Annotated in this window: 12 protein-coding genes; 7 read left to right on the top strand and 5 right to left on the bottom strand. The window is 61.5% G+C overall.

Annotation, left to right across the window (positions count from 1 at the left end; all coding sequences use genetic code 11):
• Nucleotides 1-17: 17 nt before the first annotated feature.
• A complete protein-coding gene (locus NKH91_RS18595; RefSeq protein WP_352845086.1) occupies nucleotides 18-1,121 on the top strand; it encodes an NAD(P)/FAD-dependent oxidoreductase in 1,104 nt (367 codons plus the stop codon).
• Nucleotides 1,122-1,125: 4 nt separating this feature from the next.
• On the opposite strand, the gene NKH91_RS18590 is transcribed toward NKH91_RS18595, so the two are convergent.
• Entirely contained in the window at nucleotides 1,126-1,716 is a 591-nt protein-coding gene (locus tag NKH91_RS18590) for a hypothetical protein (RefSeq protein ID WP_352845085.1), read from the bottom strand.
• Between the two features lie 346 nt (nucleotides 1,717-2,062).
• Here NKH91_RS18590 and NKH91_RS18585 point away from each other — a divergent pair, with 346 nt between their 5' ends.
• The 4 genes from NKH91_RS18585 (at nucleotide 2,063) to NKH91_RS18570 (ending at nucleotide 7,433) form a co-directional block, all read left to right on the top strand.
• Nucleotides 2,063-2,692, top strand: coding sequence for an ATP-dependent Clp protease proteolytic subunit (locus NKH91_RS18585; protein WP_023674655.1), 630 nt, complete (start codon nucleotides 2,063-2,065; stop codon nucleotides 2,690-2,692).
• A 305-nt stretch (nucleotides 2,693-2,997) separates the two neighbouring features.
• A complete protein-coding gene (gene clpX / locus NKH91_RS18580) occupies nucleotides 2,998-4,272 on the top strand; it encodes an ATP-dependent Clp protease ATP-binding subunit ClpX (protein WP_006332719.1) in 1,275 nt (424 codons plus the stop codon).
• Nucleotides 4,273-4,552: 280 nt separating this feature from the next.
• Nucleotides 4,553-6,964: an endopeptidase La gene (gene lon, locus NKH91_RS18575; protein ID WP_023674656.1), complete on the top strand. Its 2,412-nt coding sequence runs from the start codon at nucleotides 4,553-4,555 to the stop codon at nucleotides 6,962-6,964.
• A 196-nt stretch (nucleotides 6,965-7,160) separates the two neighbouring features.
• Complete coding sequence (locus NKH91_RS18570; protein ID WP_006201846.1) at nucleotides 7,161-7,433, top strand: HU family DNA-binding protein; 273 nt, start codon at nucleotides 7,161-7,163, stop codon at nucleotides 7,431-7,433.
• 88 nt (nucleotides 7,434-7,521) lie between these two features.
• Here the strand turns inward: NKH91_RS18570 and NKH91_RS18565 are convergent, their stop codons facing one another.
• A complete protein-coding gene (locus tag NKH91_RS18565) occupies nucleotides 7,522-8,544 on the bottom strand; it encodes an aldo/keto reductase (RefSeq protein ID WP_352845083.1) in 1,023 nt (340 codons plus the stop codon).
• A gap of 184 nt (nucleotides 8,545-8,728) precedes the next feature.
• Here NKH91_RS18565 and NKH91_RS18560 point away from each other — a divergent pair, with 184 nt between their 5' ends.
• Nucleotides 8,729-9,295 carry an SIS domain-containing protein gene (locus NKH91_RS18560; RefSeq protein WP_352845081.1) on the top strand — a complete coding sequence of 189 codons (567 nt, stop codon included), beginning with the start codon at nucleotides 8,729-8,731 and terminating at the stop codon, nucleotides 9,293-9,295.
• Nucleotides 9,296-9,300: 5 nt separating this feature from the next.
• The gene (locus NKH91_RS18555) at nucleotides 9,301-10,107 is read left to right on the top strand and encodes a creatininase family protein (protein ID WP_352845080.1); all 807 of its coding nucleotides are present in this window, start codon (nucleotides 9,301-9,303) and stop codon (nucleotides 10,105-10,107) included.
• Nucleotides 10,108-10,194: 87 nt separating this feature from the next.
• Here the strand turns inward: NKH91_RS18555 and NKH91_RS18550 are convergent, their stop codons facing one another.
• The 3 genes from NKH91_RS18550 to NKH91_RS18540 form a co-directional block, all read right to left on the bottom strand.
• On the bottom strand, nucleotides 10,195-11,112 hold the full coding sequence (locus tag NKH91_RS18550; protein WP_352845079.1) for a carbohydrate ABC transporter permease: 918 nt from the start codon (nucleotides 11,110-11,112) through the stop codon (nucleotides 10,195-10,197).
• 13 nt (nucleotides 11,113-11,125) lie between these two features.
• Nucleotides 11,126-12,247 carry a carbohydrate ABC transporter permease gene (locus NKH91_RS18545; RefSeq protein ID WP_352845209.1) on the bottom strand — a complete coding sequence of 374 codons (1,122 nt, stop codon included), beginning with the start codon at nucleotides 12,245-12,247 and terminating at the stop codon, nucleotides 11,126-11,128.
• A 126-nt stretch (nucleotides 12,248-12,373) separates the two neighbouring features.
• Nucleotides 12,374-14,050 (bottom strand): ABC transporter substrate-binding protein, encoded by a 1,677-nt coding sequence (locus tag NKH91_RS18540; protein WP_352845077.1) that lies wholly within the window; start codon nucleotides 14,048-14,050, stop codon nucleotides 12,374-12,376.
• Nucleotides 14,051-14,286 lie beyond the last annotated feature (236 nt).

The following is a 14,286-nucleotide window of genomic DNA, read 5'->3' as shown; positions in this document are numbered from 1 at the left end:
GTGGAAGGACGGTTTTCATGAATGTGATCGTGGTCGGTGCAGGCATTGCCGGGCTTTCCACGGCGTGGTCGCTGGTCAAGGCCGGTCACCTCGTCTCGATCGTCGAGCAGGGACCGATCCCCAATCCGCTCGCCGCCTCCGGCGACCACCATCGCATCATTCGCCGCGCCTATCGGGCCAGGACGGGCTACGGCCGGCTGATCACCAAGGCTTATGAAGCCTGGGACGAAATGTGGGCCGATCTCGGCGAAAGCCATCTCGATCCGCGCGGCTTCATCTGTATTTCGCGCGAGCCGGGAGATGAGGCCGAGGAATACCGCGAAGGCATGGAAGCCGGGAACTACCCGTTCGAATTGTTCGAACCGGACGCCGCGGTCGAACGCTGGCCGTTCCTAGAACCAGGTTCATTCCGCTATGCATATTTTTCACCAGACGGTGGCGCCTTGCACTGCCGCAAGATCGCCTCGGGCCTCACCAGATGGCTGCGCGCGAACGGCGCCAATGTCTACGAAAACAGCAAGGTGGTCGAGATCGACGCCGACGCCGGACATGTCGTGCTTGCGAGGGGCGAAACGATGCAGGCCGACCGGATCGTCGTCGCTGCCGGCGCCTGGGTGCTAAAACTGTTCCCGGAGCTGGATGGCGAGCTGAAAACCTGGCGCACCGCGCTCGCCTATGTCGAACCGCCAGTGGACCTGAAGGCAGCCTGGCAGGCAGCACCGGTTGTGCTCGACGTCGGTGGCTCCGTCGACGGCTACGTGATCCCGCCCTCCGGCGGCGCCGGCATGAAGTTCGGCTCAGGCCTGCACCGAGTACCGACCAGCGATGCCGACTGGAACCGTCAACCGGTACCGGGCGAGGGTGAGGCGATCCGCAATCTGTTTTCGCCGCCGATTGCCCGTATCGAGGAGTACAAGGTCACCGAAGTGGTCACCTGCGCCTACACCTTCACCGCCGACGAGAAATTTCTGGCCCACCAAAAGGGCAGATGCCTGGTCGTCTCGGCCTGCTCCGGCCACGGCTACAAGTTCGGCGCGGCAGTTGGCAGAAGGGTTGCGGCCTGCGTCGGCAATGGCGATGTCGACGGCCTGAAGAAATGGCTCAGGGCCGAGGCGGCCTGAGCGCCTAGTATCGGCAATGCCTCGGAATATGCACGCGCCGCCAGCTGGATGAGCCCTCCCTGACCACCACGCGGCGCGCCACTGTCTGATAAGACGCTGGAATGTCGATGATGCGCCGTTGCTCCGGCCGCACGAGCACCTCTTCGGCGACGCTCTCGTATTCGGCGGGGAGGACAACGCGCCGCCGGCGTTCCGGCTCAACCACGACGATCTCGGCCACGCGTTCATAGCGCGCTTTGTGCCTGACCTTGCACAGCACCTTGCGGCCATTGATGATGCGCCATTCCCAGGAATAGCCGCCGTCATCGACCCTCACGGTGCGATAGATGGTTCGGGTAATGGCGGGCGCGATCTCGTAGCTGACGCGCGCCGGCGCGATCTGCACTACGCGCTCGCGCGTCCCGTAGATTGGCGCCTCGTATTCCACCTGCTGGCCGGCCGGACTGACGAGCACGTCCTCATAGACCGTGTCGTAGACGGCCGGCCGGTTGACCTGCTCGTAGCATTCAACCGCGCGTCCGCCGGCAGCCGTTTCGGATGCCATGCCGAGTACGGCGATGCCGGTAAGAGCCAAGGAAGCAGTTTTCCTGGTCATCGCACTCCCCCTGTTTGAACTGCGTGAAGCGGGTTCAACGTTGGATTGTAGGGCAAGCCGTGGCCGGAAAAAGCGGTTTCAGCACTTTTCGTTAAGCGATGCGGTTAAGAAACCGCTAAACAACAGCCAGGCAATGAGCGCCTTCCGGCGGCAGGAGAGGGCTGCCGGCACGGCGACGGGCGAAACTTGGTTTGGAAACCTTGATTCGACTTAACCGGATGGCTAGGAGAGGCGGCCTTGCGCTAGGGTGAGCCGGCATCCTATTTACACAATAACGATCCAGAACCGATTCTGCCCGATTGCAAATCTCCGGCGCCGGAATCCCATCCTCAAAAAGGGATAGTCCATGAAGAACCCCGTCGAAACCTACATGAACCTCGTCCCGATGGTGGTCGAACAGACCAATCGCGGCGAGCGGGCCTACGACATTTTCTCGCGGCTCCTCAAGGAGCGCATCATTTTCATCACCGGCCCGGTCGAGGACGGCATGGCGACGCTGGTCTGCGCGCAGCTGCTGTTCCTCGAGGCGGAGAATCCGAAGAAGGAAATCAACCTTTATATCAACTCGCCCGGCGGCGTCGTGACCTCCGGCATGGCGATCTACGACACCATGCAGTTCATCAAGCCTGCCGTGTCGACGCTGTGCATCGGCCAGGCCGCATCGATGGGATCGCTGCTCTTGACGGCGGGCCACAAGGACATGCGCTTTGCCACCCCGAACGCCCGCATCATGGTCCACCAGCCGTCCGGCGGCTTCCAGGGCCAGGCCTCCGACATCGAGCGCCATGCCCAGGACATCATCAAGCTGAAGCGCCGCCTCAACGAGGTTTACGTCAAGCACACCGGCAAGAGCTACGATGAGATTGAAAAAACGCTCGACCGTGACCATTTCATGACTGCCGACGAGGCCAGGGATTTCGGCCTCATCGACAAGGTCATTTCGTCACGTGAGCCGGTCGAAGGTATTGCCTTATAGGCACGCGGTGGCCCTGCGGTGGCAGTGAGTGGCGGGGATCACACGCTTTTGGCGCAGCTTGCGGCATTTCGGCCACAATTGGCTGTTCCCTCGACGGGTGCAATTGCCTACGTTAAGGCTATGTTGATTTTCGACGGCTTAGCTTTGCGTGGGGTTGTTCGAATCATTGCCCCGTTTTCCGATTTGTGTTTCGTACGGAATGCGTTGCGGGAGCCGGGGCACTGGCGGCGGCGGATTCCCGCGATAGATTGAATATGCGCCCTTTCAACCAGACCATCGGCGGGCGGCCATGAAAGGACATGAAAATGAGCAAGGTCGGCAACAACAGCGGTGATTCCAAGAACACGCTTTATTGCTCGTTTTGCGGCAAAAGCCAGCACGAAGTGCGCAAGCTGATCGCCGGGCCGACGGTGTTCATCTGCGACGAATGCGTCGAGCTGTGCATGGACATCATCCGCGAGGAGAACAAGACCTCGATGGTGAAGTCGCGCGAGGGCGTGCCGACCCCGCAGGAAATCCTCAAGGTTCTCGACGACTACGTCATCGGTCAGCCCTACGCCAAGCGCGTGCTGTCGGTGGCCGTCCACAACCACTACAAGCGCCTCGCCCATGCCGGCAAGAACAACGACGTCGAGCTGGCGAAGTCGAACATCCTGCTGATCGGCCCGACCGGTTGCGGCAAGACGTTGCTGGCGCAGACGCTGGCCCGCATCATCGACGTTCCCTTCACCATGGCCGACGCGACGACGCTGACCGAGGCCGGCTATGTCGGCGAGGACGTCGAGAACATCATCCTGAAGCTGTTGCAGTCGGCCGACTACAATGTCGAGCGCGCCCAGCGCGGCATTGTCTATATCGACGAGATCGACAAGATCTCGCGCAAGTCGGACAACCCCTCGATCACCCGCGACGTCTCGGGCGAGGGCGTGCAGCAGGCACTTTTGAAGATCATGGAAGGCACCGTTGCCTCCGTGCCGCCGCAGGGCGGCAGGAAGCATCCGCAGCAGGAATTCCTGCAGGTCGACACCGCCAACATCCTGTTCATCTGCGGCGGCGCTTTTGCCGGCCTGGACAAGATCATCTCGGATCGCGGCAGGAAGACCTCGATCGGTTTCGGCGCCATCGTCGCTTCGCCCGAGGATCGCCGCACCGGCGATGTTTTCCGCCTGGTCGAGCCTGAGGATCTGTTGAAGTTCGGCCTCATTCCCGAGTTCGTAGGCCGTCTGCCTGTCTTGGCGACGCTGGAGGATCTCGACGAGCCGGCACTGATCCAGATCCTGACCGAACCGAAGAACGCGCTGGTCAAGCAGTATCAGCGGCTGTTCGAGATGGAGAATGTTGACCTGACCTTCCACGAGAACGCGCTGTCGGCGATCGCCAAGCGCGCCATCGAGCGCAAGACCGGCGCGCGCGGCCTGCGTTCGATCATGGAAGCGATTCTGCTCGACACCATGTTCGAGCTGCCGGCGCTCGAAGGCGTGCGCGAAGTGGTTATTTCGGAAGAGGTGGTGTCAGGCAACGCCAGGCCGCTCTACATCTATTCCGAGCAGAAGGAAAAGAAGGGCAACGTCAGCGCCTGACGTGAGCCGGCAATGGATTTTTCTGAAACGGCGCCGCGGGGCGCCGTTTTGCTGTCGCACACCGCGTACGGCGCCGCGTAATGGCTGCGGATTGGAGGGACGGACCGTGTTGACCCTTGATCTTTACCCGCCGTGCCTCCAACTAAAGGCAGAAGGCCGTGGTGCCGAATTCTGTGCTGTAAAACTCCCGTCACAAACGGTGGTAGGCGGAACGATCCCCGGTCGTTAATATGAGATTCGCGGTTGGCCGATTGGCGGCCGCGACATGAAAGGTTGGACAATGGCCAAATTATCCAAGGCTCCCAGCGACGGCGTCTTCGCAGTCCTCCCACTGCGCGACATCGTGGTGTTCCCGCACATGATCGTTCCGCTCTTCGTCGGGCGTGAAAAGTCGATCAAGGCGCTGGAAGAAGTGATGGGTCAGGAAAAGCAGATCCTGCTTGCGACCCAGATGAATGCCGCCGACGACGATCCGGAGCCCGATGCCATCTTTGACATCGGCACGCTCGCCAATGTGCTGCAATTGCTGAAACTGCCGGACGGCACCGTGAAGGTGCTGGTCGAAGGCGCCTCGCGCGCGAAAATCGTTGCGTTCACCGACCGTCCCGACTTCCATGAAGCCCGTGCTGCGGCGCTGGTCGAACCGGAGGAGGAAGAGGTCGAGGTCGAGGCGCTGGCCCGTTCCGTCGTCACCGACTTCGAGAACTACGTCAAGCTGAACAAGAAGATCTCGCCCGAAGTGGTGGGTGCCGCCAGCCAGATCGACGACTATTCCAAGCTCGCCGACACGGTCGCTTCGCATCTTGCCATCAAGATCCCCGAGAAGCAGGAGATGCTCGCCACGCTTTCCGTCAAGGAACGGCTGGAGAAGGCGATGGGCTTCATGGAAGCCGAAATCTCGGTGCTCCAGGTCGAGAAGCGCATCCGCTCGCGCGTCAAGCGCCAGATGGAGAAGACGCAGCGCGAATACTACCTCAACGAGCAGATGAAGGCGATCCAGAAGGAGCTCGGCGAAGGCGAGGACGGCCGCGACGAGGCCGCCGAGATCGAGGCGCGCATCAAGAAGACCAAGCTCTCCAAGGAGGCCCGCGAAAAGGCGGAAGCCGAACTGAAGAAGCTGCGGACGATGTCGCCGATGTCGGCTGAATCGACCGTCGTGCGCAACTATCTCGACTGGCTGCTGTCGATCCCGTGGGGCAGGAACTCCAAGGTCAAGCAGGATCTGGCCTTTGCCCAGAACGTGCTCGATACGGATCATTTCGGCCTCGACAAGGTCAAGGACCGCATCGTCGAATACCTCGCCGTGCAGAGCCGCCAGAAGAAGCTGAAGGGGCCGATCCTGTGCCTCGTCGGACCTCCCGGCGTCGGCAAGACCTCGCTCGGCAAGTCGATCGCCAAGGCGACCGGTCGTGAGTTCATCCGCATGGCGCTGGGCGGCGTGCGCGACGAGGCCGAGATCCGTGGTCACCGCCGCACCTATATCGGCTCGATGCCCGGCAAGGTCATCCAGTCGATGAAGAAGGCGAAGAAATCCAACCCGCTCTTCCTGCTCGACGAGATCGACAAGATGGGCCAGGATTTCCGCGGCGATCCGTCATCGGCTTTGCTCGAGGTGCTCGATCCCGAGCAGAACTCGACGTTCATGGACCATTACCTCGAGGTCGAATACGACCTGTCGAGCGTGATGTTCGTGACGACGGCGAACACGCTGAACATCCCTGCGCCCCTGATGGACCGCATGGAGATCATCCGTATCGCCGGTTACACCGAGGACGAGAAGATCGAAATCGCCAAGCGTCACCTGATGCCCAAGGTGATCCGCGACCACGCGTTGCAGCCGAAGGAGTTCTCCGTCGGCGAGGACGCGATCCGCGGCATCATCCAGACCTACACCCGTGAAGCGGGCGTCAGGAGCCTGGAGCGCGAGCTGATGAAGCTCGGGCGCAAGGCGGTGACCGAGATCCTGAAGACGAAGAAGAAGACGATCAACATCACGGCGGACAATCTTGCCGATTACCTTGGTGTTCCGCGCTTCCGCTTCGGCCAGGTCGAGAGCGACGATCAGGTCGGCGTGGTCACCGGGCTCGCCTGGACGGAAGTCGGCGGCGAGCTGTTGACGGTGGAAGGCGTCATGATGCCCGGCAAGGGCCGCATGACGGTGACCGGCAATCTGCGCGACGTGATGAAGGAATCGATCTCGGCGGCGGCCTCTTACGTCCGCTCGCGGGCCATCGATTTCGGCGTCGAGCCGCCGCTGTTCGACAAGCGCGATATCCACGTGCACGTGCCAGAAGGCGCAACGCCTAAGGACGGACCGTCGGCTGGCGTGGCGATGGCGACGGCGATCGTCTCGGTGTTGACCGGTATCCCGGTCAAGGCCGATGTGGCGATGACCGGCGAGATCACGCTGCGCGGCAGGGTGCTGCCGATCGGCGGCCTTAAGGAAAAGCTGCTTGCCGCACTGCGCGGCGGCATCAAGAAGGTGCTGATCCCGGAAGAGAACGCCAAGGATCTGGCGGAGATTCCGGAGAACGTGAAGAGCGGCATGGAGATCATTCCGGTCTCACGCGTTGGCGAAGTGTTGCGCCATGCGCTGGTGCGCATGCCGGAACCGATCCAGTGGGTCGAACCCGTCAATGCGCCGGCCGTGGTCGATGTCGGAGACGAGGCTGGTAAATCGCTGGCGCATTAGTTCTTGCTAAAGTTGCAATGCACAAAGAGAGAGCCGGGCCTTGAGCCCGGCTTTTTCATGTGAAGAACCCCGGATTTCCGGGCTTTTTTCGACTTTCTTGGCGCTTTTCGACTTGGTTGGCGGAGCGCTTCTTTCTAAAGTCCGTTTCCTGCCGGATGAGTCGAGTGTTCCGGTTTTCTCATGGAAGGGAATTTTTATGAACAAGAACGAACTGGTGTCCGCTGTCGCCGATGCCGCGAGTATTTCGAAGGGTGACGCGCAGTCGGCGGTTGATGCGGTGTTTTCCGTCATCACCGGCGAACTGAAAAAGGGCGGCGATGTCCGGCTTGTCGGCTTCGGAAATTTCACCGTGTCAAAACGCGCCGCGTCGACCGGCCGCAATCCGCAGACCGGTGCGGAAGTGAAGATCCCGGCGCGCACCGTGCCGAAGTTCTCGGCCGGCAAGGGCCTCAAGGACGCGGTCAACTAAGCGCCTCCTTAAGTCTTTCAGAGAAAAGAAGAGCCGGCATATCCGGTTTTTCTTTTCTGTGCCCGCGGTGCCGTTGGAAAAGGCGGCGCTATGCCGTCGGCGCATCCGTGCGCATCAAGCCTTCTGTCTTGAGATCGGCCCACAGCGCTGATGGCAGCTTCGCGTCGAGCAGCGAGCGATTGCTTTCGACTTCGCCCGGCCGCTGGCCACCCGGGATTACCGACACGACCGAAGGATGCAACAGCGGGAACTGCAGCGCCGCCTCGATCAGGCGCACGCCGTGGCGCTTGCAGACGGCCTCGATGCGGGTGACGCGGTCCATGATATCCTGCGGCGCTTCCGAATAATTGTAGTAGGCGCCGGGCTTCGGCCCGGTTGCCAGAATGCCGGAATTGTACGGCCCGCCGAGAACGATGCCGATGCCGCGTTGCTGGCATAGAGGCAGGAAAGACTGCAGCGCCTCCTGCTCCAGCAGCGTATAGCGCCCGGCAAGCAGAAACAGGTCGAAATCGCCGCGCTCGGCCAGCGTCTGGGCAACCGGCCACTCATTGATGCCGCCGCCGAACGCCTTGATTACGCCCTGGTCGCGCAGTGCCAGCAATCCATAGTAGCCGGAGCTCATGAATTCCTGGATGCGCTGGTCCGAGGCTTCCTTGCTGCCATGGGTGAAGATGTCGACATCGTGCACGAAGAGGATGTCGATGCGGTCGACGCCGAGCCGTTCCAGCGAGGCTTCGAAGGAGCGCATGACGCCGTCATAGCTGTAATCGTAGACCTCGCGGCGCGATGGGGTGTCGAAGAATTTGCCGATGCCGGTGCGCTGTTCCGGCGGGCAGGCGCGCATGATGCGCCCGACTTTGCTGGACAGCACGTAGTCGTCGCGCTTCTTCGAACGCAGGAACAGATTGAGCCGCGTTTCGGCAAGGCCCAGCCCATAAAGCGGCGCGGTGTCGAAGTAGCGGCAGCCGACCCGCCATGCCGTCTCCAGAGTGGCATTGGCATCCTCGTCGGAGACGGCGCGGTAGAGATTGCCGAGCGGCGCGGTGCCGAAGCCGAGCTCGGTGAAGTTGATGCCGCCATTGCCGATGCGGTCGAAATGCCGTGTCTTCATATGCTGTCGTTTCCTCATTTACGATTTGCCGTGACACTATCACGGCTGTAGCGCATCAAAAGCACTGCGTGTCGTTGGACACCAATTTTCGCGGTGATAGCATGAATGAAAACAAGCTGTTCGGGGCAAATGTGACTGAGATGTTCATGTGGTTCTCCGGTACCTGCAAGCTGGTGCAAATTTCATGACGGACGACGGCGAAAACCTGTTTGGGATTGCGCTGAGCGAGCTTGGCACCGTGCTGGAGCGTATCAACGAAAGCCGCATTGACGCGGCTTGCGCCATCTTGGCCGGCGCGAAAAAGATCGTCACCTATGGCTGCGGCCGCGAGGCGCTGCAGGTCCAGGGTTTTGCCATGCGGCTCTACCATCTCGGTCTGCCGGTGTCGGTCGTCGGCGACATGACCACGCCGCCGCTGGGCGCGGGCGATGTCTTCCTCGCCAGCTCCGGCCCAGGCGAGACATCGACGGTGCTGATCTTGATGCGGGTCGCGCGCGAGGCCGGTGCCGCCGTCCTGCTGCTCACCGCGCAAGCCGACAGCACTGCCGCGAAGCTAGCCGACTTCACATTGCTTATCCCGGCTCAGACCATGGCCGACGACCAGGGTCCGGAAAAGACATCCGTCCTGCCGATGGGCTCGGTGTTCGAAGGCGCGCTGTTCGTCCTCTTCGAAGTGATGGTGCTGAAGCTCGGGGATCTGACCGGCGTCTCGCCGGAAGCGATGCGCGCCCGCCACACCAATATGGAGTAGGTGTCATGCGCTACGAACTGATGCTGCCGCACCAGATCCGCAAGGCGATCGCCGAGAACCGGCCGGTCGTGTTGCCGCTCGGTGTGCTCGAATATCACGGCGAGCACATGGCCGTCGGCATGGACACGCTGGCCGTGGTCAAGAGCCTGGAACTGTTCGAAACGGAGGCCGAAATCGTCATTCTGCCGCCCTTCTATTACGGCGCGGCAAGCTATGCCGTTGCGGCGCCGGAAGGCAGCGGCTCGGTGCAGGTCGGCGGCAATGTGCTGGCGCCATTTGCGGAAGAATTGTTCTACAGCTTGCTGCGCATTGGCTTCCGCAACATCCACGCCATCATTCACCACCAAACCGAGAATTTTGCTGCCGGCATGCCAACCGATCTCGCCTTCAAGGCCGCCGGCCGACAAGCGATCTTCCGCTTCCTGGAGAAAGAACGCGGCGAAGGCTGGTGGGGCTCTGCGGCGATGGCTGACTATTATGCCGAGCACGCCGAGGGCAGCAATTTCTTCAACTGGGTACAGGTGCATCCGCTGATGCCGGCTTCAATGCACAGCCAGTACCCGTTCGACCATGCCGGCACCGGCGAGACGTCACTGATGCTGGCGCTGTGCCCGGAAGCGGTGGATGCGGGCCGCTTCGCCGACAACACCTGCTGGTACACGGCAAGTGCGCCCGAAGCCTCGGCGGAACTGGGGCAAAAAGGGGTTGCCATGATCCTCGATCATTTGCGGGCAACACTTTTGGTTAGCGCGGTTTTCCCTTCTCCCCTTGTGGGAGAAGGTGGATCGGCGCGTAGCGCCGATGCCGGATGAGGGGTGTTGGAAGAAATGAGACGCTGGCGATCCGTCCAGCACCCCTCATCCGACCGAGCTTCGCTCGGCCACCTTCTCCCGGCGCAGTTATTTCACCGCGCCCGCCGTCATGCCCATGATCAGGTAACGCTCGAGCGCAATGCCGATGACGGCGAGCGGTGTGATGGCCGCGGTGGCAAGCGCTGCCATCGACCACCAGTTGATGCCTTGCGAGCCGGTCTGGCTCGCCACCATGACAGGAATGGTCTTGGCATCCGTCGAGGTCAGAAGCGCGGCGAAGAAATACTCGTTCCAGCACAGCACCATCGCCAGGATGAAGGCGGCGACCATGCCCGGCAGCGCGATCGGCATGACGATGCGCAAGAAGGCGCCCCAGATCGACAGGCCGTCGACGAGTGCTGCTTCCTCCAGCTCCACCGGAATGGAATTGAACTGGTCGCGCATGATCCAGATGACGATCGGCAGCACCATCAGCGTGTAGAGCAGGATCAGCCCGACGCGCGTGTCGAGCAGGCCGACTTCCCGGTAGAGCACGAGGAAGGGCAGGGCCAATACCACCGGCGGCAGGATCAGCTGCGACAGGAAGAAGAAGGAAATGTCCTCGTTCCTGAACCAGGCGAACTTGTAACGATAGCGGGTGAGCCCGTAGGCGGCGAGGCTGCCGATGACGATGGCGAGGGTCGACGCGCCGACCGAAGTGATGACCGAATTCATGAAGCGCTTGATGAATTCGTCGCGCACCGTCGACGTCCGAAAGATCGAGTCCGGCGACAAGCCAAGCGAACGCCAGCCCTTCGAGTCGGGTTTGAAATCGACGAACGGGATCAGATGGCCCTGGGTGACGTCGACCGCGGTCTTGAACGAGGTGGTTATCGTCCAATAAATCGGGAACAGGCAGATGAAAGCCCAGAAGATGAGGGCGCCGTAGATGAAGACGCGGTTGGCGACGAAGCTCGCCGGCGAGCGGATTTCTGAGGCGGCATAGTCGGTGGTTTGAACGCTCATCTTGCCGGCCCGATCAGTTGACGTTGCGCACGAAGCGGCTGGCGAATTTCAGCAGCCAGGTCACGAAGACAATGATGATGACCAAATAGGCCATCGCCAGCATCGTGCCGTAGCCGACATTCGAGCGGTCGCGATATTCGCGGTAGATGAAGCTCGACACCGAATCAGTCGCGCCGCCCGGGCCGCCGGAGGTGACAGTGATGATGATATCGGCGAGCTTCAGCTTGAAGATGATGCGCAGGATGACCGCCGTCACCGACACCGGCAGCATCAGCGGGAAGGTGACTTGCCAGAAAGTCTGCCAGGCGGTGGCGCCATCGACACGCGCCGCCTCGAGCACCTCGCGCGACATCGCCTGCAGGCCGGCGAGCAGCATGATCATCATGAACGGGATGAAGGTCCACGCGTCGAGCACCATGATCGAGATGCGGGCGGTGATCGGGTTGGAGAAGAAGGCCGGGTTTTCCCAGCCGAGTTGCCGCGCCAGCGTTGCGGCAGGCCCGAAGCGGTATTCCATCAACGACTTGCCGATCATCCACGACACCGCGACTGGCGACAGCATCAACGGCAGCAGGAAGACGACGCGGAAGAATTTTCGCGCCCGGATCTGCGCGTTGAGCAGCAGCGCCAGGCCGAAGGCGATGACATATTCGACCAACACCGCCAGCACGTAGAGCACCATGTTGAACAGCGCGTTGCGATAATAGGCGTCGTTCAGCATCTGCCAGAAATTGTCGAGCCCGTTGAACGTCCGGCCGCTGAAAGAACTGAGGTTCCAATCGGTCAGCGCGATGTAGAAGCCGAACAGCGTCGGGAAGATCACCATGGCAATGGTAAACAGCAGCGCCGGCAGCAGGAACAGCGAGCGCTGGCCGTCCTCGCCGCGCGTCAGCACCTGGCCGATGCCAAGCGCGACACCCCACAGCACATAGGCGTAAACGACAGGCCGCCAGGTCTCGAAGCCGATAGCGTCGACATCGCTCTTGTAAAGGATCTGCAGCGCAATCACCGCCAGAAGGCCTAGCGTTGCAGCAGCCATCAGCGCCCAGCCAAGCCGTTTGCGGCTCCGCGGTATCAGGTCGGATGGCACGGCGCCTGCCGGCCATTCACTTGTCGACAAAGTCTGGTCAGCCAGGGTCCGGTCAGCCACGCGTCTTGCCCGTTCACAGGAGGCTCGATGACCGGCCGAGCCGGTCGAGGCCAAGTCGGTCAAGGGGAGGTCCGGCGGCTATGCGCTGCCGGACCAAGTTTCACTATCAGCCTACATACCAAGCGAGGCCTTGTAGAGCTTGATCTGGTTGTCGCGGCCGATCTGGTCGGTCAGCTTCTCCCAGGCGGCTGCGATGGCGTCGGCACCTTCCTGCGCCTTCATCTTGCCGGCAAATGTGTTGGCCAGAATGTCCTCGGCGGCGCTGTAATACTGGAAGATGCCGGGGATACGTGGCTCGATCGCCGCATTCGGATGGTTGTAGCTGTCGGCTTCCGACTTCAGATACGAGGTGGTGAACGCCTCGTCGTAACCCGCCGCCACCCATTCCGGAATGTTGAAATGGGAGTTGCGATAGGGCTGGAAGCCGGACGGATACGCCGCGCACCAGAGCGACAGGTCCTTGCCGCCGAGATGAGCCGCGGCAGACCAGGCCGCCTTCTTCTTCTTCTCATCCGTATCGACGCGGGCCATGACGTAGACACCCCAGCCGAGATAGGCGCAGTTCGGCGCATAATTCGGGCCGCTGGCGAGCTTCTCCCACTGTCCGGTCTTGGAATTGTAGACGTCGTCCGAGCCTGGCAGGATCGAGAATCCGGTGACGTCCCCGACGACCGAGGAGTCGTTGGTCTTCGCATTCGAGCCAGCGTCTCCCCACCAAGCCAGCATCGAACCAGTGCCACCCAGGAATTGTGAGAAACAGGTCTGGTTCGGGTCGGCGTTGATTTGATCTTGCGGTTCGAAAGGCAGCGCGTCGATCACGTCCTGGATCGCCCGCACCCAGGCCGGGTTGTTGACGCGCGGTTTCATCGTATCCGGATCGAACAGCCACGCCTTGTCGTCGGGATGCTTGGCATAGGCGGAGGCGCGGCTGCCGAGGAAGTAGAAGCCGAAACCGCCCCAGGGCTTGGGCGCGTCGAGATAACCAAAGACGTCCTGGCCGTTCACCTGCTTGCCCTTGAGGAACTTGGTCACCACCTGCACCTGCTGCCAGGTCTTCGGCACGCCCCATTCCGTCAAGCCCGCCTTGTCGCCGCTGTCGGCTTTCCAGGCCTCTGCCAGTCCAGCATCGGAGAATACGTCGGTGCGGTAGTTGAAGTTGTGCGTATCACCGTCGACGGTGACGCGGTACTGCTTGCCGTTCCAGGTGCCGACCGGAGGCTTCAGATAGGCCACCAGGTCGTCCATGTCGATCTGCTTCTTGACCCAATCCGGCATTTCCGAAGTGAGGCCCTTGCCGCAGACGTCACCTTCGAATGGCGCGCCCATCTCGACGATATCAAAGTCAATTGTGTTCGTGGCGATCGCCTGCTGCAGGCGCGGATTGTAGTCGGCCTGCGCCAGATCGATCCAGTTGATCTTGGCGCCGGTATAGGTCTCCCACGGCTTCAGGAAGCCGCGAAACAGCACATTGTGCAGGTTCTGATTGTTGAGGCCCATGAAGGTGAGTTCGACACCGGCGAATTCGCCTTCCTTGACATTGGCCTTGGTGGCGCCCAGGCAAAGCTCGCCGACCTGCTGGAAATCGGCATCGGTCGGCTGACCCTTGCCGACGCCCGGGATCTGCAGGATCTGCGCGCGCAGGTCATCGGCGGCCGCAGCCGGGCGCGTCAGGGCACCAAGTCCGGCGCTTGAGGCCGCGGCGAGGGCGGCCATGCTGGCCGCTCCCTTCAGCACGTCGCGGCGGGTGGCCCCGGCGCGGACAAGTTGGTTATAAAGGCTGACTTTCATCTCGTTCCTCCCAGAAGATCAATCGTGAATTGGTTCAGATGGTGGAGCGCCGATTATGTTCCCCAACGACAGCGACTCCCGTAAATAGCGGCCCGAATTCTCCCTCCCGCGACGCTTGGCATTCAGTGCCGGACAAGCGTACCGGTGCGCCCGGAACAGGGTCATAAGCCGGGCGCTGTCACTATTCGCACAACGAAGTGCGGTGTCAACGTGAATGGGTTTTTTATCTATAAGAG

It is taken from the genome of Mesorhizobium sp. M0894 (genome assembly GCF_040319725.1).
Taxonomy (GTDB): Bacteria; Pseudomonadota; Alphaproteobacteria; order Rhizobiales; family Rhizobiaceae; genus Mesorhizobium.
Note: the sequence above shows the minus strand (reverse complement) of the source record. Positions and strands in the feature narration are given on the sequence as shown.

Excerpts from the sequence above, each read along its gene's own strand:
- NKH91_RS18595 (WP_352845086.1), top strand. The coding sequence starts at position 18 with ATGAATGTGATCGTGGTCGGTGCAGGCATTGCCGGGCTTTCCACGGCG.
- NKH91_RS18590 (WP_352845085.1), bottom strand. The coding sequence starts at position 1,716 with ATGACCAGGAAAACTGCTTCCTTGGCTCTTACCGGCATCGCCGTACTC.
- NKH91_RS18585 (WP_023674655.1), top strand. The coding sequence starts at position 2,063 with ATGAAGAACCCCGTCGAAACCTACATGAACCTCGTCCCGATGGTGGTC.
- clpX (WP_006332719.1), top strand. The coding sequence starts at position 2,998 with ATGAGCAAGGTCGGCAACAACAGCGGTGATTCCAAGAACACGCTTTAT.
- lon (WP_023674656.1), top strand. The coding sequence starts at position 4,553 with ATGGCCAAATTATCCAAGGCTCCCAGCGACGGCGTCTTCGCAGTCCTC.
- NKH91_RS18570 (WP_006201846.1), top strand. The coding sequence starts at position 7,161 with ATGAACAAGAACGAACTGGTGTCCGCTGTCGCCGATGCCGCGAGTATT.
- NKH91_RS18565 (WP_352845083.1), bottom strand. The coding sequence starts at position 8,544 with ATGAAGACACGGCATTTCGACCGCATCGGCAATGGCGGCATCAACTTC.
- NKH91_RS18560 (WP_352845081.1), top strand. The coding sequence starts at position 8,729 with ATGACGGACGACGGCGAAAACCTGTTTGGGATTGCGCTGAGCGAGCTT.
- NKH91_RS18555 (WP_352845080.1), top strand. The coding sequence starts at position 9,301 with ATGCGCTACGAACTGATGCTGCCGCACCAGATCCGCAAGGCGATCGCC.
- NKH91_RS18550 (WP_352845079.1), bottom strand. The coding sequence starts at position 11,112 with ATGAGCGTTCAAACCACCGACTATGCCGCCTCAGAAATCCGCTCGCCG.
- NKH91_RS18540 (WP_352845077.1), bottom strand. The coding sequence starts at position 14,050 with ATGAAAGTCAGCCTTTATAACCAACTTGTCCGCGCCGGGGCCACCCGC.